General features: G+C 57.0%; 23 protein-coding genes. 17 read left to right on the top strand and 6 right to left on the bottom strand.

What is annotated here, in order from left to right:
• Positions 1–13 precede the first annotated feature (13 nt).
• The 14 genes from BSF40_RS05965 (at position 14) to glmS (ending at position 13,265) form a co-directional block, all read left to right on the top strand.
• Positions 14–811 (top strand): ParA family protein, encoded by a 798-nt coding sequence (locus tag BSF40_RS05965; RefSeq protein ID WP_007969897.1) that lies wholly within the window; start codon positions 14–16, stop codon positions 809–811.
• Between the two features lie 9 nt (positions 812–820).
• A complete protein-coding gene (locus BSF40_RS05960) occupies positions 821–1,693 on the top strand; it encodes a ParB/RepB/Spo0J family partition protein (RefSeq protein ID WP_095964409.1) in 873 nt (290 codons plus the stop codon).
• Positions 1,694–1,841: 148 nt separating this feature from the next.
• A complete protein-coding gene (locus BSF40_RS05955) occupies positions 1,842–2,249 on the top strand; it encodes a F0F1 ATP synthase subunit I (protein ID WP_007969901.1) in 408 nt (135 codons plus the stop codon).
• A 16-nt stretch (positions 2,250–2,265) separates the two neighbouring features.
• Positions 2,266–3,135, top strand: a complete 870-nt coding sequence (gene atpB / locus BSF40_RS05950) for a F0F1 ATP synthase subunit A (protein WP_015097443.1) — start codon at positions 2,266–2,268, stop codon at positions 3,133–3,135.
• Between the two features lie 134 nt (positions 3,136–3,269).
• Positions 3,270–3,527 (top strand): F0F1 ATP synthase subunit C, encoded by a 258-nt coding sequence (gene atpE / locus BSF40_RS05945; protein ID WP_003097235.1) that lies wholly within the window; start codon positions 3,270–3,272, stop codon positions 3,525–3,527.
• Positions 3,528–3,585: 58 nt separating this feature from the next.
• Positions 3,586–4,056, top strand: a complete 471-nt coding sequence (locus BSF40_RS05940) for a F0F1 ATP synthase subunit B (protein ID WP_007969903.1) — start codon at positions 3,586–3,588, stop codon at positions 4,054–4,056.
• Between the two features lie 12 nt (positions 4,057–4,068).
• Positions 4,069–4,605: a F0F1 ATP synthase subunit delta gene (locus tag BSF40_RS05935; RefSeq protein ID WP_007985049.1), complete on the top strand. Its 537-nt coding sequence runs from the start codon at positions 4,069–4,071 to the stop codon at positions 4,603–4,605.
• A 21-nt stretch (positions 4,606–4,626) separates the two neighbouring features.
• The gene (atpA, locus tag BSF40_RS05930; RefSeq protein ID WP_007969905.1) at positions 4,627–6,171 is read left to right on the top strand and encodes a F0F1 ATP synthase subunit alpha; all 1,545 of its coding nucleotides are present in this window, start codon (positions 4,627–4,629) and stop codon (positions 6,169–6,171) included.
• Positions 6,172–6,221: 50 nt separating this feature from the next.
• Positions 6,222–7,082, top strand: coding sequence for a F0F1 ATP synthase subunit gamma (gene atpG / locus BSF40_RS05925; protein ID WP_007934344.1), 861 nt, complete (start codon positions 6,222–6,224; stop codon positions 7,080–7,082).
• A 27-nt stretch (positions 7,083–7,109) separates the two neighbouring features.
• A complete protein-coding gene (gene atpD, locus BSF40_RS05920; RefSeq protein WP_007969907.1) occupies positions 7,110–8,486 on the top strand; it encodes a F0F1 ATP synthase subunit beta in 1,377 nt (458 codons plus the stop codon).
• A gap of 45 nt (positions 8,487–8,531) precedes the next feature.
• Positions 8,532–8,957, top strand: coding sequence for a F0F1 ATP synthase subunit epsilon (locus BSF40_RS05915; RefSeq protein ID WP_007969909.1), 426 nt, complete (start codon positions 8,532–8,534; stop codon positions 8,955–8,957).
• Between the two features lie 113 nt (positions 8,958–9,070).
• Positions 9,071–10,438, top strand: coding sequence for a bifunctional UDP-N-acetylglucosamine diphosphorylase/glucosamine-1-phosphate N-acetyltransferase GlmU (gene glmU, locus BSF40_RS05910; protein WP_095964408.1), 1,368 nt, complete (start codon positions 9,071–9,073; stop codon positions 10,436–10,438).
• Between the two features lie 216 nt (positions 10,439–10,654).
• Entirely contained in the window at positions 10,655–11,431 is a 777-nt protein-coding gene (locus BSF40_RS05905) for a DeoR family transcriptional regulator (RefSeq protein WP_095964407.1), read from the top strand.
• Position 11,432: 1 nt separating this feature from the next.
• Entirely contained in the window at positions 11,433–13,265 is a 1,833-nt protein-coding gene (gene glmS / locus BSF40_RS05900; RefSeq protein ID WP_015097441.1) for a glutamine--fructose-6-phosphate transaminase (isomerizing), read from the top strand.
• A gap of 276 nt (positions 13,266–13,541) precedes the next feature.
• Here the strand turns inward: glmS and BSF40_RS31580 are convergent, their stop codons facing one another.
• Both BSF40_RS31580 and BSF40_RS05890 read right to left on the bottom strand, forming a co-directional pair.
• The gene (locus BSF40_RS31580) at positions 13,542–15,182 is read right to left on the bottom strand and encodes a hypothetical protein (RefSeq protein ID WP_141249708.1); all 1,641 of its coding nucleotides are present in this window, start codon (positions 15,180–15,182) and stop codon (positions 13,542–13,544) included.
• Positions 15,179–16,309, bottom strand: a complete 1,131-nt coding sequence (locus tag BSF40_RS05890; RefSeq protein ID WP_095964405.1) for a protein kinase — start codon at positions 16,307–16,309, stop codon at positions 15,179–15,181. Before BSF40_RS05890 ends, BSF40_RS31580 begins: the two co-directional genes overlap by 4 nt.
• A 241-nt stretch (positions 16,310–16,550) precedes the next feature.
• On the opposite strand from BSF40_RS05890, the gene BSF40_RS05885 reads away from it, so the two are divergent.
• Positions 16,551–18,305, top strand: a complete 1,755-nt coding sequence (locus BSF40_RS05885; RefSeq protein ID WP_095964404.1) for a patatin-like phospholipase family protein — start codon at positions 16,551–16,553, stop codon at positions 18,303–18,305.
• Positions 18,296–18,517, top strand: coding sequence for a hypothetical protein (locus BSF40_RS05880; RefSeq protein WP_095964403.1), 222 nt, complete (start codon positions 18,296–18,298; stop codon positions 18,515–18,517). The genes BSF40_RS05885 and BSF40_RS05880 overlap by 10 nt, the downstream gene beginning before the upstream one ends.
• A 562-nt stretch (positions 18,518–19,079) precedes the next feature.
• Here the strand turns inward: BSF40_RS05880 and BSF40_RS05875 are convergent.
• Genes BSF40_RS05875 through BSF40_RS05860 form a run of 4 tightly spaced genes read right to left on the bottom strand, consistent with a single transcriptional unit; the run spans position 19,080 to position 23,889 of the window.
• Positions 19,080–20,105 carry a DUF2955 domain-containing protein gene (locus BSF40_RS05875; protein ID WP_095964402.1) on the bottom strand — a complete coding sequence of 342 codons (1,026 nt, stop codon included), beginning with the start codon at positions 20,103–20,105 and terminating at the stop codon, positions 19,080–19,082.
• Complete coding sequence (locus BSF40_RS05870) at positions 20,095–21,213, bottom strand: HlyD family secretion protein (RefSeq protein WP_015097439.1); 1,119 nt, start codon at positions 21,211–21,213, stop codon at positions 20,095–20,097. The genes BSF40_RS05875 and BSF40_RS05870 overlap by 11 nt, the downstream gene beginning before the upstream one ends.
• Positions 21,206–22,717, bottom strand: coding sequence for an efflux transporter outer membrane subunit (locus BSF40_RS05865; RefSeq protein ID WP_095964401.1), 1,512 nt, complete (start codon positions 22,715–22,717; stop codon positions 21,206–21,208). Before BSF40_RS05865 ends, BSF40_RS05870 begins: the two co-directional genes overlap by 8 nt.
• A 14-nt stretch (positions 22,718–22,731) precedes the next feature.
• Positions 22,732–23,889, bottom strand: a complete 1,158-nt coding sequence (locus BSF40_RS05860; RefSeq protein ID WP_095964400.1) for an AI-2E family transporter — start codon at positions 23,887–23,889, stop codon at positions 22,732–22,734.
• Between the two features lie 572 nt (positions 23,890–24,461).
• Here BSF40_RS05860 and BSF40_RS05855 point away from each other — a divergent pair.
• Positions 24,462–25,364 (top strand): LysR family transcriptional regulator, encoded by a 903-nt coding sequence (locus BSF40_RS05855; protein WP_095964399.1) that lies wholly within the window; start codon positions 24,462–24,464, stop codon positions 25,362–25,364.
• The last annotated feature ends 104 nt before the right edge of the window (positions 25,365–25,468 follow it).

Here is a 25,468-nt window from a genome sequence, read left to right as displayed (position 1 = left end):
AACACAAGCAAGAATGGCTAAGGTATTCGCGATAGCGAACCAAAAAGGTGGCGTGGGCAAAACCACCACCTGCATCAACCTCGCAGCATCCCTGGTCGCGACCAAGCGCCGGGTGCTGTTGATCGACCTCGATCCACAGGGCAACGCCACCATGGGTAGCGGTGTGGATAAACATGGTCTGGAAAACTCGGTCTACGACCTGTTGATCGGTGAGTGCGACCTGGCCCAGGCCATGCACTTCTCCGAACACGGTGGTTACCAGCTGTTGCCGGCCAACCGCGACCTGACCGCGGCCGAAGTGGTGCTGCTGGAAATGCAGATGAAGGAAAGCCGTCTGCGCAGCGCGCTGGCGCCGATCCGGGAAAACTACGATTACATCCTGATCGACTGCCCGCCGTCGCTATCGATGCTGACCTTGAACGCACTGGTTGCCGCCGATGGGGTGATTATCCCCATGCAGTGCGAGTACTTCGCACTCGAAGGCTTGAGCGACCTTGTGGATAACATCAAGCGTATCGCTGAACTGCTCAATCCGAACCTCAAGGTCGAAGGCCTGCTGCGGACGATGTACGACCCGCGGCTGAGCCTGATGAACGATGTTTCGGCGCAGCTCAAGGAACACTTCGGCGAACAGCTCTACGACACCGTCATTCCGCGCAACATCCGTCTGGCCGAAGCGCCAAGCTACGGCATGCCGGCGCTGGCGTACGACAAAGCGTCGCGAGGTGCCGTTGCCTATCTGGCATTGGCGGGCGAAATGGTTCGTCGTCAACGTAAAAACTCACGCATCGCCGCCGCTCAGGCAACTTAAGGAATCCCCATGGCCGTCAAGAAACGAGGTCTCGGACGTGGACTGGATGCTCTGTTGAGTGGTCCGACTGTCAGCTCGCTGGAAGAACAAGCGGCGCAAGCCGATCAGCGTGAGCTGCAACACCTTCCCCTGGATCTGCTCCAGCGCGGCAAATACCAGCCGCGTCGTGACATGGACCCGCAGGCGCTGGAAGAACTGGCGCAGTCGATCAGGGCCCAGGGTGTCATGCAGCCCATCGTGGTTCGCCCGATCGGTAGCGGTCGTTTTGAAATCATTGCGGGCGAACGTCGCTGGCGTGCCAGCCAGCAGGCGGGGCAGGAAACCATCCCGGCGATGGTTCGCGATGTACCCGATGAAACCGCGATCGCCATCGCCCTGATCGAGAACATCCAGCGCGAAGACCTGAACCCGATTGAAGAGGCGGTGGCCCTGCAGCGTTTGCAGCAGGAGTTCCAGCTGACCCAGCAACAGGTCGCCGAGGCCGTGGGCAAGTCCCGGGTGACCGTGGCCAACCTGTTGCGCCTGATTTCCTTGCCGGAAGTCATCAAGACCATGTTGTCCCACGGCGACCTGGAAATGGGTCATGCCCGTGCTTTGCTCGGTTTACCGGAAAATCAACAGGTTGAAGGGGCGCGACATGTTGTCGCACGCGGGCTGACCGTGCGCCAGACTGAGGCACTGGTTCGCCAGTGGTTGAGTGGCAAACCGGAGCCTGTGGAACCCCAAAAAACGGACCCGGATATCGCCCGCCTCGAACAGCGCCTGGCTGAGCGCCTAGGCTCTGCGGTGCAGATCCGCCACGGCAAGAAGGGTAAAGGGCAGTTGGTGATTGGCTACAACTCCCTGGATGAGCTTCAAGGCGTACTTGCACATATTCGCTGAAACATTTCCTCATGTAGCGCGCAGTCGGAAATCACTACCTGACAGTTGAATAGGGGCAGAACCGCCCCTATACTCTGCGCGCATTTTGTCGGCACAAATTATGCCAAGTTATTGAATTCTGGCAGCCGACCATTGGAGAGCAAAAGTGATGGAAACCCGCACGCCAAACCGCTTGCCCTTCCATCGCCTGGCAGTTTTTCCGGTGTTAATGGCTCAATTTGTCGTTTTGCTCATCGCTGCTTTGGCGCTCTGGCAATGGCGGGGAGTCGTTGCCGGGTACTCGGGACTTTGCGGAGGCCTGATAGCCTTGCTGCCCAATGTTTATTTCGCTCACAGGGCATTTCGGTTTTCCGGCGCCCGAGCAGCCCAGTCCATCGTCCGGTCTTTTTATGCCGGCGAGGCAGGCAAACTGATTTTGACGGCAGTGCTGTTTGCACTGGTGTTTGCAGGTGTGAAGCCATTGGCGCCGATTGCAGTATTCGGTGTCTTCGTGCTGACTCAGTCAGTCAGCTGGTTCGCTCCCCTGCTGATGAGAACAAGACTTTCGAGACCTTAGGGCGTTTGAGGCAACCATGGCAGAAACAACCGCTTCGGGCTATATCCAGCACCACTTGCAGAACCTGACCTTCGGTCAGCACCCAACCGGCGGCTGGGGCTTTGCCCACACCGCAGCAGAAGCCAAGGAAATGGGCTTCTGGGCTTTCCACGTCGATACCCTCGGCTGGTCGGTCGCATTGGGTCTGATCTTCGTTCTTCTTTTCCGCATGGCGGCAAAGAAAGCGACCTCGGGTCAGCCAGGTGCTTTGCAGAACTTCGTTGAAGTATTGGTCGAATTCGTCGATGGCAGCGTGAAAGACAGCTTCCATGGCCGTAGCCCGGTGATTGCACCGCTGGCACTGACCATCTTCGTCTGGGTGTTCCTGATGAACGCCGTCGACCTGGTACCGGTCGACTGGATTCCTCAACTGGCCATCCTGATCTCCGGCGACGCACACATCCCGTTCCGTGCCGTGTCGACCACTGACCCGAACGCGACCCTGGGCATGGCGTTCTCGGTTTTCGCACTGATCATTTTCTACAGCATCAAGGTCAAGGGCCTCGGCGGCTTCATCGGCGAGCTGACCCTGCACCCGTTCGGCAGCAAGAACATCTTCGTTCAAGCCCTGCTGATTCCGGTGAACTTCCTGCTGGAATTCGTGACCCTGATCGCCAAGCCGATCTCCCTGGCTCTGCGTCTGTTCGGCAACATGTATGCCGGCGAACTGGTCTTCATTCTGATTGCTGTGATGTTCGGCAGCGGTCTGCTCTGGCTCAGCGGCCTGGGCGTCGTTCTGCAGTGGGCGTGGGCTGTGTTCCACATCCTGATCATCACCCTGCAGGCGTTCATCTTCATGATGTTGACCATCGTCTACCTGTCGATGGCGCACGAAGAAAACCATTAAGACCAGTCTCGACTAGTCTGATGTCCTTCCCGGTCAAACGGGAAGGGGCTCTTCACGGGGCCTCTGAAACGATTTGTTTTACCGCTTTAAATTAAAAAAACCTAAACCATACGACGTAAAAGTCGGGAGGAAAGATGGAAACTGTAGTTGGTCTAACCGCTATCGCTGTTGCACTGTTGATCGGCCTGGGCGCACTGGGTACCGCAATTGGTTTCGGCCTGCTGGGCGGCAAGTTCCTGGAAGGCGCAGCGCGTCAGCCAGAAATGGTTCCAATGCTGCAAGTTAAAATGTTCATCGTTGCCGGTCTGCTCGACGCCGTAACCATGATCGGTGTTGGTATCGCTCTGTTCTTCACCTTTGCGAACCCGTTCGTTGGTCAGATCGCTGGCTAATTACTCGGATCTTCCGGGTAATTTGGTGTGATGGACAACGTAACTGCGAGGTGTTGGCGTGAACATTAATGCGACCCTGATTGGCCAGTCCGTTGCGTTCCTGATTTTTGTACTGTTCTGCATGAAGTTCGTATGGCCTCCGGTCATCACGGCTCTGCACGAACGTCAAAAGAAGATCGCTGATGGTCTGGACGCTGCCAGCCGAGCAGCTCGCGACCTGGAGTTGGCCCAAGAAAAAGCGGGTCAGCAACTGCGCGAAGCGAAAGCTCAGGCAGCTGAAATCATCGAGCAAGCCAAGAAACGCGGTACCCAGATTGTCGACGAAGCCCGTGAACAGGCTCGCGTCGAAGCTGACCGTGTGAAGGCTCAGGCTCAGGCCGAGATCGAACAGGAACTGAACAGCGTCAAAGACGCGCTGCGCGCCCAAGTGGGTAGCCTGGCCGTTGGCGGTGCTTCGAAGATCCTGGGCAAAGCAATCGATCAAAACGCGCACGCAGAGCTGGTTAACCAACTGGCTGCTGAAATCTAAGCGAGGGCGATCATGGCAGAACTGACCACGTTGGCCCGACCTTACGCTAAGGCGGCCTTCGAGCACGCTCAGGCCCACCAGCAACTGGCCAATTGGTCAGCCATGCTCGGCCTGGCAGCAGCGGTGTCGGAAGACGACACCATGCAGCGCGTGCTCAAGGCCCCGCGACTGACGAGCGCAGAAAAGGCCGCCACGTTCATTGACGTGTGCGGCGACAAGTTTGATGTAAAGGCACAGAACTTCATTCACGTCGTTGCCGAAAACGACCGTCTCCCGCTGTTGCCGGAGATCGCCGCTCTGTTCGACCTGTACAAGGCCGAGCAAGAGAAATCGGTAGACGTTGAAGTGACCAGTGCCTTCGCATTGAACCAAGAACAGCAAGACAAACTCGCCAAGGTTCTCAGTGCACGACTCAACCGGGAAGTGCGCCTGCAAGTCGAGGAAGATTCATCCCTTATTGGGGGTGTTGTCATCCGCGCCGGCGACCTGGTTATCGATGGCTCGATTCGCGGCAAAATCGCGAAACTTGCCGAAGCATTGAAATCTTGAGTTTGAAGGGGCAGCAGAGCAATGCAGCAACTCAATCCTTCCGAAATAAGTGAAATTATCAAGGGCCGCATCGACAAGCTCGATGTGACCTCCCAAGCCCGTAACGAAGGCACTGTCGTCAGCGTATCTGACGGCATCGTGCGGATTCACGGTCTGGCCGACGTAATGTACGGCGAGATGATCGAGTTTCCGGGCGGCGTCTTCGGTATGGCCCTCAACCTGGAGCAAGACTCTGTAGGTGCCGTTGTATTGGGCGCATACCAGACTCTGGCTGAAGGCATGAGCGCCAAGTGCACTGGCCGCATCCTGGAAGTTCCGGTTGGTAAGGAACTGCTGGGTCGCGTAGTCGACGCACTGGGTAACCCAGTTGACGGCAAAGGTCCGCTGAACAACACCGAGACCGACGCGGTCGAGAAAGTTGCTCCAGGCGTGATCTGGCGTAAGTCGGTAGACCAGCCTGTACAGACTGGCTACAAGGCTGTCGATGCCATGATCCCTGTCGGCCGTGGCCAGCGTGAGCTGATCATCGGTGACCGTCAGATCGGTAAAACCGCTCTGGCGATCGACGCGATCATCAACCAGAAAGACAGCGGCATTTTCTGCGTATACGTAGCGATCGGTCAGAAACAATCGACCATCGCCAACGTTGTTCGCAAGCTGGAAGAAAACGGTGCACTGGCTAACACCATCATCGTTGCAGCGAGCGCTTCGGAATCTGCAGCACTGCAGTTCCTGGCTCCGTACTCCGGTTGCACCATGGGCGAATACTTCCGCGACCGCGGTGAAGACGCGCTGATCGTTTATGACGATCTGTCCAAGCAAGCAGTGGCTTACCGCCAGATTTCCCTGCTGCTGCGCCGTCCACCAGGCCGTGAAGCTTACCCAGGCGACGTGTTCTATCTCCACTCCCGTCTGCTGGAGCGCGCATCCCGCGTTTCGGAAGAGTACGTAGAGAAGTTCACCAACGGCGCAGTGACCGGCAAAACCGGTTCCCTGACCGCACTGCCGATCATCGAAACCCAGGCTGGCGACGTTTCCGCGTTCGTTCCGACCAACGTGATTTCCATCACCGACGGTCAGATCTTCCTGGAATCGGCCATGTTCAACTCGGGCATCCGCCCTGCAGTGAACGCCGGTGTTTCGGTATCCCGTGTGGGTGGTGCCGCTCAGACCAAGATCATCAAGAAGCTGTCCGGTGGTATCCGTACCGCTCTGGCTCAGTACCGTGAACTGGCGGCATTCGCCCAGTTCGCTTCTGACCTGGACGAAGCGACCCGTAAGCAACTTGAGCATGGTCAGCGCGTTACCGAGCTGATGAAGCAGAAGCAATACGCGCCAATGTCGATCGCCGACATGTCGCTGTCGCTGTATGCCGCTGAGCGTGGGTTCCTGACCGACGTTGAAATCGCCAAGATCGGCAGCTTCGAACAAGCGCTGATTGCTTACTTCAACCGCGATCACGCCGACTTGATGGCGAAGATCAACGTGAAGGGTGACTTCAATGACGAAATCGATGGCGGCCTGAAAGCCGGTATCGAGAAGTTCAAGGCCACCCAAACCTGGTAAGCCGCAGCGGGAGCCTAGCGGCTCCCGCTTGCTAACCTGATAGGTGTTACATGGCAGGCGCAAAAGAGATTCGCAGTAAGATTGCGAGCATCAAAAGCACGCAAAAGATTACCAGCGCCATGGAAAAAGTGGCGGTCAGCAAAATGCGCAAGGCACAAATGCGCATGGCTGCTAGCCGTCCTTATGCGGAGCGCATCCGCCAGGTTATTGGCCATCTGGCCAACGCTAACCCGGAATATCGCCACCCGTTCATGATCGACCGTGAAGTAAAGCGTGTCGGTTATGTCGTAGTGAGCAGTGACCGTGGTCTGTGTGGTGGCTTGAACACCAACCTGTTCAAGGCTTTGGTCAAGGACATGGCGGTAAACCGCGAAAACGGCGTCGAGATCGATCTGTGTGTAGTTGGTAGCAAGGGTGCGGCTTTCTTCCGCAACTTCGGCGGTAACGTCGTTGCAGCTATCAGCCACCTGGGTGAAGAGCCGTCGATCAATGATCTGATCGGCAGCGTCAAGGTGATGCTGGATGCCTACCTGGACGGCCGTATTGACCGCCTGTCCGTGGTGTCCAACAAGTTCATCAACACCATGACACAACAGCCTACCGTGGAGCAGTTGATTCCACTGGTGGCAACCCCGGATCAAGAACTCAAGCACCACTGGGACTATCTCTACGAACCGGATGCCAAGGAGCTGCTCGACGGCTTGATGGTCCGTTACGTGGAGTCGCAGGTCTACCAGGCGGTGGTCGAGAACAACGCGGCTGAACAAGCTGCGCGGATGATCGCGATGAAGAACGCTACCGACAACGCCGGTGATTTGATCAGCGATTTGCAGCTGGTCTACAACAAGGCGCGTCAGGCTGCGATCACCCAAGAGATCTCGGAAATCGTCGGCGGCGCTGCCGCGGTTTAACGGTTCAAATATTCAGAGGATCCAGCTATGAGTAGCGGACGTATCGTTCAAATCATCGGCGCCGTTATCGACGTGGAATTCCCACGCGACAGCGTACCGAGCATCTACGACGCCTTGAAAGTTCAAGGCGCCGAAACCACTCTGGAAGTTCAGCAGCAGCTGGGCGACGGCGTGGTTCGTACCATTGCGATGGGCTCCACCGAAGGCTTGAAGCGCGGTCTGGACGTCAACAACACTGGCGCAGCCATCTCCGTACCGGTCGGTAAAGCGACCCTGGGCCGGATCATGGACGTACTGGGCAACCCGATCGACGAAGCTGGCCCGATCGGCGAAGAAGAGCGTTGGGGCATTCACCGTCCTGCGCCAACCTTCGCTGAACAAGCCGGTGGCAACGAGCTGCTGGAAACGGGCATCAAGGTTATCGACCTGGTTTGCCCGTTCGCCAAGGGTGGTAAAGTCGGTCTGTTCGGTGGTGCCGGTGTAGGCAAGACCGTAAACATGATGGAACTGATCCGTAACATCGCCATCGAGCACAGCGGTTATTCCGTGTTCGCCGGTGTGGGTGAGCGTACTCGTGAGGGTAACGACTTCTACCACGAGATGAAGGACTCCAACGTTCTGGACAAAGTGGCACTGGTTTACGGTCAGATGAACGAGCCGCCGGGAAACCGTCTGCGCGTAGCACTGACCGGCCTGACCATGGCCGAGAAGTTCCGTGACGAAGGTAACGACGTTCTGCTGTTCGTCGACAACATCTATCGTTACACCCTGGCCGGTACTGAAGTATCCGCACTGCTGGGCCGTATGCCTTCGGCAGTAGGTTACCAGCCGACCCTGGCTGAAGAGATGGGCGTGCTGCAAGAGCGCATCACTTCGACCAAGCAAGGTTCGATTACTTCGATCCAGGCGGTATACGTACCAGCGGACGACTTGACCGACCCGTCGCCAGCGACCACCTTCGCCCACTTGGACGCCACCGTCGTTCTGTCCCGTGACATCGCTTCCCTGGGTATCTACCCGGCGGTAGACCCACTGGACTCGACTTCGCGTCAGCTGGACCCGAACGTGATCGGCAACGACCACTACGAAACCGCTCGCGGTGTTCAGTACGTGCTGCAGCGTTACAAAGAACTGAAGGACATCATTGCGATCCTGGGTATGGACGAGCTGTCGGAAGCCGACAAGCAGTTGGTAAACCGTGCTCGTAAGATCCAGCGCTTCTTGTCGCAGCCGTTCTTCGTGGCTGAAGTCTTCACCGGTGCATCGGGTAAATACGTTTCCCTGAAAGACACCATTGCTGGCTTCAAAGGCATCCTCAACGGTGACTACGACCACCTGCCAGAACAAGCGTTCTACATGGTTGGCGGCATCGAAGAAGCGATCGAGAAAGCCAAGAAACTGTAATCCCGGCGCCCGGCAACGGGCGCTAATTTAGGTTGAGGCAATCAGATGGCTATGACAGTCCATTGCGATATCGTCAGCGCGGAAGGGGAAATCTTTTCCGGTCTGGTCGAGATGGTGATTGCGCACGGTGCACTGGGTGATCTTGGTATCGCCCTGGGTCACGCGCCGCTGATCACTAATCTGAAGCCAGGTCCGATCCGCCTGGTCAAGCAGGGCGGGGAAGAGGAGGTGTATTACATCTCCGGTGGTTTCCTCGAGGTTCAGCCGAACATGGTCAAGGTACTTGCCGACACCGTGCAACGTGCTGCCGATCTGGATGAAGCCTCCGCTCAGGAAGCCGTTAAGGCTGCCGAGAAGGCCTTGCATGAACGTGGCGCTGAATTCGATTACGGTTCTGCTGCCGCACGTCTGGCCGAGGCTGCAGCCCAGCTGCGCACCGTCCAGCAGATCCGCAAGAAGTTCGGCCACTAAGGTTGCGCTTGTTGTGCGATTGATTAAAAAGGGTAGCCTCGGCTACCCTTTTTTCTTTTCCGTTTTTTACAACCTGGTCGCAGCCGCTGACCACCCAGGATTGGTAGCCAGTCATGTCACTTGAAATCGTTATTCTCGCTGCTGGCCAAGGCACGCGTATGCGTTCAGCTTTGCCGAAAGTTTTGCACCCGATTGCCGGCAACTCCATGCTCGGCCATGTTATCCACAGCGCCCGGCAACTTGATCCACAGCGCATTCACGTGGTGATCGGCCACGGCGCCGATGCCGTGCGCGAACGTCTGGCGGCGGATGATCTGAACTTCGTCCTGCAGGATAAGCAGCTGGGTACCGGTCACGCCGTTGCTCAAGCCGTGCCGTTCATTCAGTCCGACACCGTGCTGGTGCTTTATGGCGATGTGCCGTTGATCGAAGTCGATACCCTGCAACGTCTGCTCAAGCAGGTGGGGCCAGAGCAATTGGGCTTGCTGACCGTAGAGCTGGATGACCCGACCGGTTACGGCCGCATTGTTCGTGATGTGCAGGGCAAGGTCACGGCCATTGTCGAGCAGAAAGATGCCAATGAAGCCGAGCGCAAAATCACCGAAGGCAATACCGGCATTCTGGCGCTGCCTTTTGCCCGTCTTGGCGACTGGATGAGCCGTCTCTCCAATAACAACGCCCAGGGCGAGTACTACCTGACCGACATCATTGCCATGGCCGTGAGCGATGGTCTGGTGGTGGCCACCGAGCAACCGCACGACGCCATGGAAGTGCAGGGCGCCAACGATCGCAAGCAGCTTTCCGAACTGGAACGGCATTATCAATTGCGCGCCGGTCGTCGTTTGATGGCTCAAGGTGTGACGCTACGTGACCCGGCTCGTTTCGATATCCGCGGTGAAGTCACAGTTGGCCGCGACGTGCTGATCGACATCAACGTGATCCTCGAAGGTAAGGTCGTCATCGAAGACGACGTGGTGATCGGCCCGAACTGCGTGATCAAGGACAGCACCCTGCGCAAAGGCGTGGTCATCAAGGCCAACAGCCATATCGAAGGTGCCATCCTGGGTGAAAGCAGCGACGCCGGCCCGTTCGCTCGTCTGCGTCCAGGCACCGTGCTGGAAGCCCGCGCGCATGTGGGTAACTTCGTCGAGTTGAAAAACGCGCACCTGGGCGAAGGCGCCAAGGCCGGTCACCTGACTTATCTGGGCGATGCCGAAGTGGGCGCGCGCACCAATATTGGTGCCGGCACCATCACCTGCAACTACGACGGCGTCAACAAGTGGAAAACCGTGTTGGGCGAAGATGTGTTCATCGGTTCCAACAACTCGTTGGTGGCGCCTGTGGATATCCTCGACGGCGCGACCACAGCGGCTGGTTCGACCATTACTTCGACTGTGGATAAATCCCAGCTGGCCATCGGGCGTGCTCGCCAGAAGAACATCGATGGCTGGAAGCGGCCGGAGAAGGTCAAGAAGGGCTGAGTTATCCACAATCCTCTTTGTAGGAGCGAGCTTGCTCGCGATGATTCCAAGAGCGGCGCATTTTTCCAGAAAGAATGCATTGTCGTTCACGCCCATCGCGAGCAAGCTCGCTCCTATAAGTTATCCACAGGTCTTTTCATCACTCCGCGCTTGACGAAATTTCGCCGATAGGTTTTGATTGCTTCCGTTATCTTTCGAATCGAAACTTACCAAGTCATGTCGAAGCGCAACACACCTCAACGTCGCCACAACATCCTCGCCTTGCTCACTGAGCAGGGCGAAGTCAGTGTGGATGAGTTGGCCAAGCGCTTCGAAACGTCGGAAGTTACGATTCGCAAGGATCTGGCGGCACTTGAAAGCAATGGTCTGTTGCTGCGTCGTTACGGCGGGGCGATCACCATGCCCCAGGAACTGGTGGCCGATCTTGGTCAGCCGGTTTCCAAGTACAAACAAGCCATCGCCCGTGCCGCCGTCGCGCGGATTCGCGAGCATGCGCGCATCATTATCGACAGTGGCAGTACCACCGCTTCCATGATCCCGGAACTCGGCCAACAACCCGGCCTGGTGGTGATGACCAACTCGCTGCATGTCGCCAATGCCTTGAGCGAACTTGAGCATGAACCGGTGCTGTTGATGACCGGTGGCACCTGGGACCCGCACTCCGAGTCTTTCCAGGGGCAGGTTGCCGAGCAGGTATTACGCTCCTACGACTTCGACCAGCTGTTTATCGGCGCCGATGGCATCGATCTGGTTCGCGGTACAACCACCTTCAACGAACTGCTCGGACTGAGCCGGGTCATGGCCGAAGTCGCCCGTGAAGTCGTCGTGATGGTGGAGGCCGACAAGATCGGCCGCAAGATTCCCAACCTGGAGCTGCCCTGGAGCAGCGTCCATACCCTTATTACCGATGAACGCCTGCCGCTTGAGGCTCGCGCTCAGATTCAGGCCCGCGGCATCAATTTGATATGCGCGGCTGTCAGTCAGGAGAAATAGCATGTGTGGAATTGTCGGCGCAGTCGCAGAACGTAACATCACCGCCATCCTCGTCGAAGGCCTGAAACGCCTCGAATACCGTGGGTATGACAGCGCTGGCGTGGCGGTCTACACCAACGATGAAAAACTCGAGCGCCTGCGTCGTCCGGGCAAGGTCAGTGAGCTGGAGCAGGCATTGACCACCGAGCCGCTGGTCGGTCGCCTGGGCATCGCCCACACCCGCTGGGCTACCCACGGTGCACCGTGCGAGCGCAATGCCCACCCGCATTTCTCCGGTGACCTGGCGGTGGTGCACAACGGCATCATCGAAAACCACGAAGCCCTGCGCGAACAACTAAAGGCCCTGGGTTATGTGTTCACCTCGGACACCGATACCGAAGTCATCGCCCACCTGCTGAACCACAAACTCAAGGATCTGAGCGACCTGACCGTGGCCCTCAAGGCAACTGTCAAAGAACTGCACGGTGCTTACGGCCTGGCAGTGATCAGCGCCAAGCAACCTGATCGTCTGGTCGCGGCCCGCAGCGGCAGCCCGCTGGTGATCGGCCTGGGCCTTGGGGAAAACTTCCTGGCCTCCGACCAGTTGGCCCTGCGTCAGGTCACTGACCGCTTCATGTACCTGGAAGAAGGCGATATCGCCGAAATCCGCCGCGACAGCGTGCAGATCTGGGACGTTGACGGCAAGGCTGTCGAGCGCGAAGCCGTGCAATATCGCGACGGTGCCGAAGCCGCTGAAAAGGGCGAGTTCCGCCACTTCATGCTCAAGGAAATCCACGAGCAACCGTCCGTGGTGCAGCGCACCCTGGAAGGTCGCCTGAGCCAGAACCAGGTACTGGTACAGGCATTCGGTCCACAGGCGGCCGAGCTGTTTGCCAAAGTGCGCAACGTACAGATCGTCGCGTGCGGCACCAGTTACCACGCCGGCATGGTCGCGCGTTACTGGCTTGAAGAGCTGGCCGGCATTCCTTGCCAGGTCGAAGTCGCCAGCGAATTCCGCTACCGCAAGGTGGTGGTGCAGCCGGACACCTTGTTCGTGACCATTTCCCAGTCCGGCGAAACCGCCGACACCCTGGCCGCGCTGCGCAACGCCAAGGAGCTGGGCTTCCTCGCCAGCCTGGCGATCTGCAACGTCGGCATCAGCTCGCTGGTGCGTGAGTCCGACCTGACCCTGTTGACCCAGGCCGGCCGCGAAATCGGCGTGGCCTCGACCAAAGCCTTCACCACGCAATTGGTCGGCCTGTTGTTGCTGACGCTTTCCCTGGGCCAGGTTCGTGGCACTTTGGCCAAAGACGTAGAAGCGACCCTGGTCGAAGAACTGCGTCGTTTGCCAACCCGCCTGGGCGAGGCGCTGGCCATGGACAGCACTGTGGAAAAAATCTCCGAGCTGTTCGCCGAGAAAAACCACACGCTGTTCCTCGGTCGTGGCGCGCAGTTCCCGGTAGCGATGGAAGGCGCACTCAAGCTCAAGGAAATCTCCTACATCCACGCCGAAGCCTACCCGGCCGGCGAGCTGAAACACGGCCCGTTGGCGCTTGTGGATAACGACATGCCCGTGGTGACCGTGGCGCCGAACAACGAGCTGCTGGAGAAGTTGAAGTCCAACCTCCAGGAAGTCCGCGCCCGCGGTGGCCAGTTGATCGTCTTCGCTGACGAGAAGGCCGGCATGACCAACGGTGAAGGCACCCACGTGGTGCACATGCCGCACATCCACGACATCCTGTCGCCGATCCTCTACACCATCCCGCTGCAGCTGCTGTCGTACTACGTCGCCGTGCTCAAAGGCACCGACGTCGACCAGCCGCGCAACCTGGCGAAGTCGGTTACTGTGGAATAAGTTATCCACAACGAAAAAAACCTGTGTGGCGTCTTAAAAACTGATCACCGCCTGCGTGGGGCGGTGATCAGGAGCGCTATAGTCTGTCAGTACAGCACTCAACCGATCGTAACCGCACTCAACCCTAAGATTTCATAGTGGTTACGACCATCATGTGAGCCGAAAGTCGATCCAGCCACCTCCCTGAGGTTATCCACCTCAGGGAGTTTTTTTTAAGCTACTGAGCTTCATGGCCAAAGGCGGTCAAGCTCGAATGCTCATTAGTGACTCAATTGCTTAACCGCGATTGAAATCATCTGGCAGGTGAAAGCTCAAACCCTCAAGGATTGAATCCGCAAATGCAAGGTGGCCTGGAGACTCGGAGGCGGTAACGTCCGCTGCTGTAGGACGATTGAAAATAACATGGTAGTTCTCCGGATTTTCATACAGTTTGTTAACCTTACTGAGGCTAACCGAACCTTCCAATTTTCCAGTATCGCTTACTTTTAAAGTTACAGCTCTCGCTCGCTCTAGCACAGTCAACGCCCATTCGGCTTTAGCCAAAACGGCCTCGCGGGCGTGGTAAATAGTACAAAGGACCGGACTACGGAAGCTCTCTGCTTGGCAGACTTTCTCAGCGGCCTCGTAATAAATCCGCCCTTTTTCTAGGGCACCCATGCGATAACACAACATTCCGTAGTTCGCGAGTGCCTGAGCTCGATTGGGACCACCTTCCTTTAGTTCTTCGTCGAAAAGTGACATCCATCCTGCTACTTTGTCCACGTCGCTTTGCGTTGGGCAAAGTGGGTTGATCAAGGCCAACTGTGCGTATGCGCGATTGAGCTTCAAGATCGAATTGCTTGGGTTCGCGATTAATCCTCGGTCCGTAATTCGAATAATCTGTTCATATCGGTCATCCAAGGATGCGATGTAGCTTGCTAAGACAGGTGGTTTGCTAGAAAAAGGTTCGGCCTCTAACCAGTCCAAAGAATGATTGATCGCTGACTCTGCTTCTCCGAGGATGTAGCTTTCCCTCGCTTTTGCCTCATAGGCAATCTCCAGACTCTGAACTTGTAAATGAGATGCCGATTTTATGTCGTGTGTCTGCTCTACCCAGAGGGCCTGAGCGAGGGTATTCCGATTCGGATCAAGCAGCGAATCTCTAAAGTATTTCCTCGCCCGCTTCATCGCACCGCTTTCGATTTCAAGCGTGCCTAAGGAGCTTGCGAGCTCAGTAGTGTGGCGAGGATGCAGGCCCAGTTCTTGAATTCGTCTTGCGGCCGACAAATTTCGACTTGTTCTTCCGATTAGCTGAGATACCGACAATTCCGCCGAGGCAATCCACGGGTCATGCTTGAGTCCGGGATGTCGCGCAAGTACGGAATGTGATCGATCGAATTCCTCGAGATGGATGTACAACCTTGAGGCGACTCGTGAAACCCATCGATGACCAGGAGAAAGGCCCAATGCAACTGACATGGCGCGCTCTGCGGGCTGGCCTTGACCTAGCGATATATATTCCCGTGCCAAATCTACCCACGCCAAAGTGTTACTCGGGTTGATACGAAGGCTATTTCGAATTCCTGCAATGCGGGTCCTAGCATCCGCTATCTGGGGTACGTCCTGCTCTTGATTGAGTACCTTTCGTGCCATGGAAAGCACGGATTTTGGTAAGCTTCCATCCTCAATAATCAACCTAGAAGCGGCGATTGTTCCTTCACGATTATCTTCTAATTTTGCAGCGTTTAAGAGCTCGACAGCAGTGCCTACACGCGGTGATTGTGTAAGCTCCTCCATCAACCGTCCAGAATGCGAAACCGTAGTGGTTGGGTGTTTGAGCGGTTTAATGGCCGAGTTCTCAGCAAGTGAGGAGGCCAGCTTGGATGGGTCCCAGATCGGGATCACTTTCCTGTCAGATTCTTCCTTACCGAAACTCATACTCGCTGCCTTCTGGCTTCTAAAATCACTTGTTTTTCCGCAGCAGTTCGCAAATTTTCCAGAGCACTGACAAAACGATTCAAGCCTAGTCCCAGATGATCACCTTTTCCGAGCAACTTTTTTGCGCCTCGTTTCGAGTAGTCGGGATGCGAGCATTGGGTGATCAGGTCCACTGCCTTGTCCGCTGCCCAGTCAGGCAGCGTGGCTTTACAATTCTGCAAGCCTTCATAAAACGCTGCCACCAAATACGGTAGTGCTTGGGCGTAGCTACTTTCCCCTTGCTGGTTAGGAAACCAATGTTTGGGACCAACAGATTCGGGCAGTCGTTCTTTGATCATGGTGTTGACAGTGATCCCAAACAGAAGAAAACAGACGAGTGAACCAAATTGGTAAAGGTCAGCTCGTTGCCTGCGATCTATCCACTCATTGGGAGTGTACCCATACAGCTGTTCAGGAGGAGCGTAACTGTAATCGCCGGCGATGCTTTCTTGTTCAAAGGCGCCTCTACCGAATCCTTTGATGGTCGCGCGTCCCAAATCGCCCACCTTTGCACCGAACCGGCTGAAGACCATAACGTTTGAGGGCTTGAGGTCCTGGTGACTAATGTCTTCTTCGTGCAACTGGCCAATTCCTAAAAGCACATCTTTTAGGTAGCTAAATTTTTTCGCGTAATCGTCCGTCGAGGCTTGTTTTATATGGCTACGGACATCCCCGCAATCGGCCAGCTCTAAAATCAAGTAAGCGACACGTGGCATATGGTCTTCTGGCTTACGATCTACCTTGACACTGCCATGACCAAGGATGGTTACGACCTGGCGCATCCTACTCTTGGCACAAAGCTCGTTAAGCTGCCTTTCATCACCAAAGGCCTGCGTCGCACGATTAATACTGTCAAGGAAGTCATTGTCGCCATCATCCTTAATGACACTGTCGAGATCGAGGGCTTTGAGGAAGGCCACCGCGTCCCCCCTTCGAACGCGGTATGAAACTGAAAAGGTACCGCCAGTGCTATCCTCATTTTTGCTGGCTCGACCAACAGCAAGAAGCTCTTCCACAACCCAGCCGTCGGACAGTTCCAAACCTTCCAAACGGGTTGCAGGGGTATCCAGCACTACAGGCTCTTGCATTTTGCCACCGCGAAAAATTTCTGATTAGAGAGCTACCGAGTCACAGTCTGTTCCGCGTGCTCAGTTGATTCAGGATGCCTGTAAATCTATAGCAGATAGCCAGTACATAGAATACACTCCAGCCCTAAATTTGATTGAATCGAACTCTGTTAGCCGCCGCCAGCATGTCGGCATCGCTTCAAGTGGAAAGATCATCTCATCGCGCTCTTTAGCCTCATTGCAATAAGCCAAGGCCATAACTATGGAAAGTAGACGTTCAGTTTTTCTCGCTTTTCAAGGCGGTGGCGCAAAAGGCGTAGTTCACGCGGGGGCATTGCTTGCGATCAATGATCTTGAACTTGACATCAAAGGGGTTGCTGGTACGTCTGCTGGATCGATGATCGCTGCGCTCATTGCCGCGGGATACACCGGTAAGGAGCTCGTGGACCCAGAAGGCGAAACTCACTTATTTCAGACAATCACCCCTCAGTTTGGAATTAATCGCGCGACAGACATCTTCTCGAAAGGAGCATGGCTTACTCTCAAATTTGGTCGTGCCTTGCCCGATTTTTTTCGAGGTATCAAGAGTTTTTACCTGAACAAGGTAGCACCACGTCTCAGCTTTCTGCCTCGTGCGCCTTGGGCAGGCATCGCTTTGGCGCTTTTTTTTGTAGTGCTGGCTACTTGCCCAACAATCTCCCAATACATTGCCATCCTCTCTACAATTGGAGTGATGGCGTTGTGCTTCGTCGTTCGATGGATATCGAGGGGGATTTCAACAGTTGAAGCGGTACGTCGACTCATCGACGGAGCTATTCGAGTTAAGCTGGGCGTTGATAAGGAAAGCATTACCTTCCGTGATCTTAAAGCCCATGGAGGGCTGCCCCTCAAAATTATCTCAACGAACATTCTTGGTGAATGCTTGGAGCTGTTCTGCTTTGAGCGGACACCTGATACGCCTGTCGCCGATGCGGTTGCCGCCTCAATATGTCTTCCTGTCATATTCAGCCCCTGGCCATTGAAGTTCAGGCGTGGCACTGAAAGCTTGGATCGGAATATTTCGGGCAGTTTTTTTGACGGCGGACTTATGTCCAACCTACCAGCGTGGCCATTTGACGAAGAGCGATTAATCTACCCTGGAACTACAACAATCGCCTTAGGAATCAGTCCGAACGTCATTCCTACCTCAAAGGTTAAGGCTAAACATTGGTTAGGTTCTGTGATCAACGCTATTGTTTCGGGTACCGGTGAGATCCATACCCGGGCCGTCGGTCGGATTATTAAAATTCCTCTCCGCTGCCGCCTTGGGTTGCTGGATTTCGATGCACCGATTGGCGAGATATACGATGAGGTTCTGCGATCCCGAAACCAAGTGACGCATCAACTTCGTCGAGAGCTGACGACCTACCCAGATTTAATAGACGATGCCACTACCGTTTTGCAGGCGGGGGTGATCGCACAGCTCGCGGAGTATCATGGTCGGTGGTACAGCGAGCCTTTAGCACATCACACAATTCGCGTCGCGATTGGTGCGCAGCGTGCTGGAGCGATGAATAGTTTATCTCTGGTTTCCGGGGCCGGCTTTCTAGACCACCATCCAGACAACAAAATCACCTTGCCTCTTAGCGGCTCGGCGGCAGGCATAGCTTGGTCTGACGGCGCGGTAGCGGGGACGCTCCCTTGGGATGAAGGTATGGCAATGCACGCGCTTGACCGGATGTGGGAACCGGTTAAGTGGTTTATGTGCTTTCGAGTTTGGCCCCGTGATTGGCTACCGATAGCCAAAGTCCTAACGCCGCGTCCGAAACCGCCGTTCCTCGACAAAATGCACGGGGAGATGGCGAAAATAAGACCAATTGTTATAATCATCGACGGAACCATGCCTTTGGATGATTCCCTCGAACACGCTTACGACGACATATTGGAATGCCTCGCACGCATTCAGGAGTCGGCGGTCGAATACTTACGGCAGAGAGACCTCGATTTCATTCTGCAAGGATCAAACTCATGGCTATAACCCTTTATGTTGGTGGTAAATCGGTTTATTCGAAGAAGGAGAAGCCGTCCGATGAGTACGTGCTGGATCCTATATTCGAGGAAGCAGCCCTTGCTAGCGAATTCCAACAGAGCCATCTGCGCGAATTTCTGATTGAGCGCGAACAAGAACGGGCGCAGAAGAAAAGCAAGCGCGCTGAAGCCGGTCGTGAGCATGGACACTACAGAGCTTGAACCACAGGTTTCTTTCCTTGCAGATGATCAAGAAAAACCGCCACAGATAGTGGCGGTTTTTTTTGCAGAAGCGGAGTTTCTCGTCGGTGTGATTACCGAGCTCCCCCGCACAGGCGGGTATCCCCGTCGAACCTACCAAGGCTTCTTGAGCAATCGCTTCTTCGAATCCACCCGCTTGCGATTTGCGAAGACATGTTGATAGAAAACACAGATTGTGCGCGTGACTGTTTCCGCCGACGCCGAATTGACCTAGTTACCAAGATTTGCTGACCCATTCTGATTTTCTAGCGATCATTGTCTGTACTGAATTTATGCTGGTTTGGAGATGGTTCAGTTTTATCTCGGTATGTGGGCCAAAAAAGGCTTCGGCAACACACTCACAATCACAGTATTTTGAGCCGCCAATTAGCCAGGCCTCAGGGGACGAAACCGACACCAGTTGCGCTACATACCGGTAGTTTTCGAACGAGAGTTTGACTGCACCGGTCAATTCGCCCCGCTTCAACGTTTGTGACAATCTTTATTGTTTCGTCACAAACCCCTTTTCAGGTTTTTTTCGTTTCTAGGAGAGCGTAATTCGCCGTTGCCGCCGCGTGTCCAGCAAATACACCATCACACAGGCATACAAAGTCACCAGAATGAACAACCCCATGCGGATGGCGAAGGCGGTGTAGACGTCCTTGCCCGCGGCGCTGTCCTGTACCGATTGGCCGAGCAGAATGATCAGGGTCGCCATACTGTTTAGCCAGAAACTCGGTGGTTGTCGGGTTTTGGCCAGGCCGTAGAGTTTTCTGGCCGCCAGTAAACCGAACAGCAGCATCCACAGAAAAAACATCCACAGATTCACGAACAGGCTCAGCGCGCACCAGAAAAGGATCGCCATCAAGCCGCCGAGCAGGGTCGAGCCGAGTAATTCCTGGCCGGCGTTGCGGGCGCTGGTTGCGCAGCTCTGTTGGCCGAGGCTGACGGCTTTCATGATGATCGGCAGATAGCTGGCCGGGTCGATCATGGCCAGCAGGAACGTCGGCAGCACCACCAGCGTGGCCCGTAGCGCCAGCCAGCTGCTTTCGGTGGGCGTAAGGTTCGGGCCGGGCTTGGCCGGTGGGGCGCTGGCGGGGTCGGGAAACAGCCAATGGCTGATGGTCAGTGTCGTGACGGCCAGGAACAGGCCCTTGACCAGAGCCACGATCACCTCGAGTGCCAGGGCGAATTCAGCGGTTCCGGCGGCACTGATCAAGGTCAGGCCCACCACCAGGAACGTCGCCACCAGTGCATTGCCACCGCGCAGGCCGTAACCGAAAGCCAGGAACAGGCACAGTCCGACCAGCAGCACACCGCTGAACGGGTAGTAACGCAGCAGGGGGATCAGCAGCAGGCCGGTCCCGGTGGTCAACATCAGGATCAGGATCAGCCCCAGGCTGGCCTTGAACGGCAACGGCCGGTTCATCGCAGCCAGCATCATCAGCGCCAGCATCGGCGCGAGGAACGGGATGGGCAGGGCCAGACCGAAGCTCGCCGCCAGGCACAGCGCCGTACCGAAGCCCAGGCGCAGCGCGCGCTGAACCCGGGCCGGGCGCTCAATACGCATAGGACATCCAGCTCATCAGGCGCAGAAACACGCGCCCTAGAATATTCAGCGGGTTGCCCTCGCTCGGGAAGGCCATGACTTCGGCCTGTCCGCCGGAGCGGATGCCTTGTGGACCGGTCAACTCACCGGGTTCGAACTCGATGATGACCGGGAAGCGCTGGGCCGGGCGGAGCCAGTCGCGACTGTTCTCCACCTTCGGCAGGCTGCCCGGCTGGGTGGTCTGGCCGATATCGACGCCATAGCCGACGCTGCGCACATGGCCTTTGTAGATTTTCCCTGGCAGGGCGTCGAGGACGATGGACACCGGCGTCCCGGGCTGGACACTGCCGAGGTTGTTTTCGGTCATGTCGGCGCTGATCCACACGTCGTGGATGGCGATCAGGGTCATCACCGGTGCACCGGCGGAGGCGAACTGGCCGACATCGGTACGCAAATCGGTGATCAGGCCGGCCGAACGTGCATGGACCTTCGTGTTGCTCAAATCCAGCTCGGCTTTTTCGAGGTTGCTGGCGGCGCTGAGCAACTGGGCGTTTTCGTCTTCGTTACCGCCTTGTTGTTCCCGCGCACGTTGCACTTCGGCCTTGGCCGCAGCGACCTGACTGATGGACTCTTCCAGGGTGGCGCGGGAGATCTCGAGGCGGCGCAGCGAGATGGTGCCCGGGTCTTCGCGATACAGCCGCTCAAGCCGCTGGCTATCCTGGCGAGCCTTGAGCTCATTGGCCTGGGATGCGCGCAGGGACGCTAACTTGGAGTCGACGCCAGCCGTATTGGCGCCCACCTGGCGACGTGTCGACTCAAGGTCGGCGCGGGCGCGATCGACGGCAATCTGGTACTGCTCCGGATTGACTTCAAACAGCAATTCGCCAGCCTTGACGTCCTGGTTGTTGCGTACGTGCACCTTGGTCACCCGGCCGGATACCTCGGCCGCCACCGGCACAATGAAGGCCTGTACCCGTGCCTGTTGCGTGTAGGGCGTGTAACGGTCGGCCATCAGGTACCAGACCAGGCTCAGGATGATCAGCAGTACTACCCAGTTGATGGCTTTTCTGGCCGGGTCGGCGGCGGGTGCCGAGGTGTTCTCGGCGGCCGGTTGTGGGCTGTCAGTCATGGGCACTTTCCTTCGGTTCGTCGAGCAGGTCGCCCCAATCGGTCCGTTGTTGCATCTGTTGGCGGGTGGCCGGGTCGATCATCGGCTGGTCGCTGTACCAGCCACCGCCCAGCGCCTTGTACAGGGCGATCAGGCTGTTGACGGCAGTGCCACGGTTGACCAGGTAGATATCCTGCTGGGCAAACAAGGCGCGCTGTGCATCCAGCACACGCTGGAAATCCGAATAGCCTTCGCGGTACTGGGCATTGGCCAGGGTCACCGAACGTTCGGCGGCCACCGATGCATCGCTGAGGATCCGGTCACGCTCCAGCGCCTTGATCAAACCGGTCGCGGCATCGTCAGCCTCGCGAGCAGCCTGGCGTACGCTGTCCTGGTAGATAACGATCAACTGCTGCAAGCGCGCATCCTGCACGCGGACGTTGTTGGTGATTCGGCCATGATCGAAGATGTCCCAGCGCAGGCTGGGGCCGGCCACCATGTCGAGGGTATTGGATGCGCCGTTGAGCGAACTGGCAGACCAGACGATGCTGCCCAGCAGGCTGATGGAGGGGTACAGGTCAGTCTCGGCCACACCGATCAACGCCGACTGCGCCGCCACTTGCAGCTCGGCCGCACGAACATCGGGACGCCGCACCAGCAGATTCGCCGGTACATCCTGCAGCACCGCCGTATCGAGCAATGGCACTACCCCGGTGTAGCGATCCAGGTCAGGGATGGAGCCGGGTGGCTGGCCGATCAGGGTGGACAATGCATTTCGCAAGCTCGCCACCTGGCTCTCGAAATCCGGGATGGTACTGAGGGTGCCCAGGTACTGGGTCTTGGCCTGTTGCAGGTCGAGTTCAGCCTCGGCCCCGCTTTTGAACAGGCGCTCGGTAATCTCGTAGCTGCGTTTTTGCAAGGCGGCGTTACTGCGGGCGATGGCCAGGCGTGATTCGGCGGTGCGCAAGGCGTAGTAGTTTTGCGCAAGTTGCGCGTGCAAGAGCACCAGGGCATTTTCATAGTTGGCCTGGGCGGCAAACCAGGACGCGTCGGCCGATTCGATGGCACGGCTGAAACGCCCCCAGAAATCCAGCTCCCAGCCGATATCGAAGCCGACACTGTGTTGCCAGAAATGCGTGTCCTGGGGGTTGGCACCGCCCGACTGTCGACGGTTCAGGTACAGGCTGTCGGCGCTGGCCTGCTGCAATTGTGGGTAGCGCCCACTCAGGGCGATGCCCAATTGCGCTCTCGACTCCATGACCCGCAGGCCGGCGACCTGCAGGTCGGGGTTGTGGGCATCGGCTTCGGCCATCAAGTGGTCCAGCACCGGGTCGTTAAACACGCGCCACCATTGGCGGCTGTCAGGTTGCGCGTGTTGTTGGCCGGCGAGCTCCAAGGCCGGGCTGTTCCAGTGATCGACCCAAGGCTGGGCCGGCGACTGGAAATCCGGGCCCAGTTGCACGCAGCCCCCCAGAAAGGCGGTCCCACAGAGCAGCAGCCGGCTGATGCGAGCAGGACGTGGCATCAAGCGAAAACTCCTCAGAGGGGACGCTGATCGTTCATGGTCCCGATTTGCGGTGTCTCGTTCAACGCCTCGATCTCTGGTGTTTCGTTCATTAGTTCGGCAGACGGTTGGTCCTGGACCCATTGCCAGAACAGCTGGTAGCCCACCGCCAGCGCCACCGGGCCGATGAACAAACCAATGAAACCACCACTGACCATGCCGCCCAGGGCGCCAATCAGAATCACCGGCATGGGGACATCGACGCCGCGGCCAAGCATCAACGGTTTGAGGACGTTGTCGGCCATCCCGGCGATAAGGCTATAGATGCCAAACACAACAGTGGCCAAGCTCGTCCCTTCGGTGGCGAAGACATAAGCGATCACCGGAAGGGTCACCAGCAGCACCGGCAATTGCATGATCCCCATCAGCAGCGCAACCATCGCCAGCAGTCCGGCACCGGGGACGCCCATGAGCACGAAACCCACACCGACCAGCAACATCTGAATGAACGCGATGCCTACCACGCCCTGGGCCACCGCGCGGATGGTTGCGGTGCAGAGCTCGGTGATGCGTGGGCCGCGCTCCGGTCCGGAAAGGCGTGAGGTGATGGCCAGGGCGCTTCTTTCGCCGTTTTCGCCATAGGCCATGAACACGCCGGCAATGATCAGGGCGCCGATGAACAACAGAAAACCCACACCAACGTCGGCCATTTTGCCCAACAAGGTCAGGCCGATGGACTTGATGTAGGGCATCAACTTCATGAGCACGCTGCTCATGTTGGTGGCGGCCTGCATCCAGTAGTCGTAGAGCGGCTGGCCAATGAGCGGCAGCGACGCGATTTTTTCGCTGGGTAGCGGAATATGCAGCGTATCGGACTTGAGGATCGCCAGGGTGCCCTGGATCGATTCACTGATCGAGGTGCCCAGCAGGTAGATTGGCACCATCAGCAAGGCCAGGGCGACCACCACGATCAGGGTGGCAGCGCGACCGTCCTTGTTGACCACCTTGCGCTTGATCAGTGCATGCAGTGGATACAAGGTGATCGCCAGAATCAGTGCCCAGAGCATGAGGTTGAGGAAGGGGTGGAAGATCTGGAAGCAGAACAGTACCAGCACCGTAATCAGCCCGGCGCGTATCAGTACATCGAGCAAACCCCCGGACAGTGCTCTAGCGGAAATGTTAGTGCGCAACATTTTCGAACTCCTTGCGGTGTCACCAGGTTAGCCAGCCATTTAAAGTTCACTCTTCCCTACCGGTGAATCTTGAAAGCGGGATCGATGGACCGTCGTTCCAGCGTCAACAACTAACGCCTTCTTTCATGTAGGGAAAATTCAACGAGGTACCTACTAAAACTCAATAGGTAACAGGGTGGCTTGTAGTATAGGAGCAGTCGAATATTCCGCCTGATTACTCAGGCTGGAATTCTGCCGCTGTGGATAGTGTCCGCTGACGAACCCATGCCGCAAGGGAATGGGGAGTGGAGCCAAAGGCGCTTTTTCCCGGTCTGGCATTAGCCGCTTCAGCGGGCGGGGCCGGATCATTGCGGACAGTCGCACCCGTCGCAAGAAAATAACCCTCATTAATTATCAATAATCCCCGGTCCGCTCTTTGTGGGGGCCACGCTTCGTTTTTACAGTGGAGGCGCTAGAGTGCAGTAGCCCGTTGATTTAGTTGATGGTCGGGTGCCCAGCCATGTTGTTGGGCGCCCACGCTTAACATCCCGGCCTTCGGTTGTGATTTATCTATCTGAAATGAGGACATGCCCATGGACCGCTTCCAGGAAATGCAGGTCTTCGCTGCCGTCGCCCAGGACCAGGGTTTTTCGGCGGCGGCACGGCGTTTGGGGCTGTCGGCGGCCAGTGTCACCCGAGCAGTGGCGGCGCTGGAGCAACGTATTGGCACACAACTGCTCACGCGTACGACGCGCAGCGTGTATTTGAGTGAGGCCGGTCAGCGATATCTGGAGGACTGTCGGAGAATTCTCGCCGAGGTGCAGGAAGCGGAGGACTCGGCAGCGGGTAGCCATATCCATCCTCGTGGGCAACTGACCATCACCGCACCGGTCTTGTTTGGCGAACTGTTTGTCACGCCGCTGATGGTCAGCTACCTGACGCAGTTCCCCGAGGTCTGCATTAACGCGCTGCTGGTGGATCGGGTGGTGAGCGTGGTCGAGGAGGGCGTCGATGTGGCCATCCGTATCGGCGAGCTACCCGACAGCAATCAGCATGCAATCCGCGTCGGTGAGGTGCGGCGGGTGATCTGCGCCTCGCCTCAGTTTCTGGCCAGCCATGGTCGGCCCAGACATCCACAGGAACTGGCTCAGGCGCCGATCATTGCGACATCGGCCATTGGCCAGCTCAGGAGTTGGCCATTCATTGAAGACGGCGAAACCCTGAGTGTGCGGGCTGAACCGCGACTGGTGGTGACGGCGAATCAGGCTGCCATCACGGCAGCCAGTCTGGGGTTGGGGTTCACGCGGGTGCTGTCTTATCAAGTGGCGAGCAAGGTGGCTGCCGGTGAGCTGGAGATTGTTCTGGCTGACTTCGAACTGCCGCCACTACCCATCCACGTGCTCTATCAAGGCGGGCGCAAAGCCCCGGCCCGGGTGCGCAGTTTTGTGGATTTCGCGGTCAAGACACTGCGCGAGCACCCGTCGCTTGAGCGTTGAGTTATTTCACCCAGTGAAATAATGGATTGCGTTTGCTGGTGATTCTGTTGTTTTGCTTGTGAGTGGAAGATACGACCCACCGGCGCTGGCCTTCCTGAACAGCA

Source organism: Pseudomonas sp. ACN5 (assembly GCF_002303975.1).
GTDB classification, from domain to species: domain Bacteria; phylum Pseudomonadota; class Gammaproteobacteria; order Pseudomonadales; family Pseudomonadaceae; genus Aquipseudomonas; species Aquipseudomonas laurylsulfatiphila.
Note: the sequence above shows the minus strand (reverse complement) of the source record. Positions and strands in the feature narration are given on the sequence as shown.

Excerpts from the sequence above, each read along its gene's own strand:
- BSF40_RS05875 (WP_095964402.1), bottom strand. The coding sequence starts at position 20,105 with ATGCGTATTGAGCGCCCGGCCCGGGTTCAGCGCGCGCTGCGCCTGGGC.
- BSF40_RS05890 (WP_095964405.1), bottom strand. The coding sequence starts at position 16,309 with ATGCAAGAGCCTGTAGTGCTGGATACCCCTGCAACCCGTTTGGAAGGT.
- BSF40_RS05855 (WP_095964399.1), top strand. The coding sequence starts at position 24,462 with ATGGACCGCTTCCAGGAAATGCAGGTCTTCGCTGCCGTCGCCCAGGAC.
- atpB (WP_015097443.1), top strand. The coding sequence starts at position 2,266 with ATGGCAGAAACAACCGCTTCGGGCTATATCCAGCACCACTTGCAGAAC.
- glmU (WP_095964408.1), top strand. The coding sequence starts at position 9,071 with ATGTCACTTGAAATCGTTATTCTCGCTGCTGGCCAAGGCACGCGTATG.
- BSF40_RS05860 (WP_095964400.1), bottom strand. The coding sequence starts at position 23,889 with ATGTTGCGCACTAACATTTCCGCTAGAGCACTGTCCGGGGGTTTGCTC.
- atpG (WP_007934344.1), top strand. The coding sequence starts at position 6,222 with ATGGCAGGCGCAAAAGAGATTCGCAGTAAGATTGCGAGCATCAAAAGC.
- BSF40_RS31580 (WP_141249708.1), bottom strand. The coding sequence starts at position 15,182 with ATGAGTTTCGGTAAGGAAGAATCTGACAGGAAAGTGATCCCGATCTGG.
- BSF40_RS05870 (WP_015097439.1), bottom strand. The coding sequence starts at position 21,213 with ATGACTGACAGCCCACAACCGGCCGCCGAGAACACCTCGGCACCCGCC.
- BSF40_RS05915 (WP_007969909.1), top strand. The coding sequence starts at position 8,532 with ATGGCTATGACAGTCCATTGCGATATCGTCAGCGCGGAAGGGGAAATC.
- BSF40_RS05885 (WP_095964404.1), top strand. The coding sequence starts at position 16,551 with ATGGAAAGTAGACGTTCAGTTTTTCTCGCTTTTCAAGGCGGTGGCGCA.
- BSF40_RS05955 (WP_007969901.1), top strand. The coding sequence starts at position 1,842 with ATGGAAACCCGCACGCCAAACCGCTTGCCCTTCCATCGCCTGGCAGTT.
- BSF40_RS05965 (WP_007969897.1), top strand. The coding sequence starts at position 14 with ATGGCTAAGGTATTCGCGATAGCGAACCAAAAAGGTGGCGTGGGCAAA.
- atpA (WP_007969905.1), top strand. The coding sequence starts at position 4,627 with ATGCAGCAACTCAATCCTTCCGAAATAAGTGAAATTATCAAGGGCCGC.
- atpD (WP_007969907.1), top strand. The coding sequence starts at position 7,110 with ATGAGTAGCGGACGTATCGTTCAAATCATCGGCGCCGTTATCGACGTG.
- BSF40_RS05865 (WP_095964401.1), bottom strand. The coding sequence starts at position 22,717 with ATGCCACGTCCTGCTCGCATCAGCCGGCTGCTGCTCTGTGGGACCGCC.
- glmS (WP_015097441.1), top strand. The coding sequence starts at position 11,433 with ATGTGTGGAATTGTCGGCGCAGTCGCAGAACGTAACATCACCGCCATC.
- BSF40_RS05960 (WP_095964409.1), top strand. The coding sequence starts at position 821 with ATGGCCGTCAAGAAACGAGGTCTCGGACGTGGACTGGATGCTCTGTTG.
- atpE (WP_003097235.1), top strand. The coding sequence starts at position 3,270 with ATGGAAACTGTAGTTGGTCTAACCGCTATCGCTGTTGCACTGTTGATC.
- BSF40_RS05905 (WP_095964407.1), top strand. The coding sequence starts at position 10,655 with ATGTCGAAGCGCAACACACCTCAACGTCGCCACAACATCCTCGCCTTG.
- BSF40_RS05935 (WP_007985049.1), top strand. The coding sequence starts at position 4,069 with ATGGCAGAACTGACCACGTTGGCCCGACCTTACGCTAAGGCGGCCTTC.
- BSF40_RS05880 (WP_095964403.1), top strand. The coding sequence starts at position 18,296 with ATGGCTATAACCCTTTATGTTGGTGGTAAATCGGTTTATTCGAAGAAG.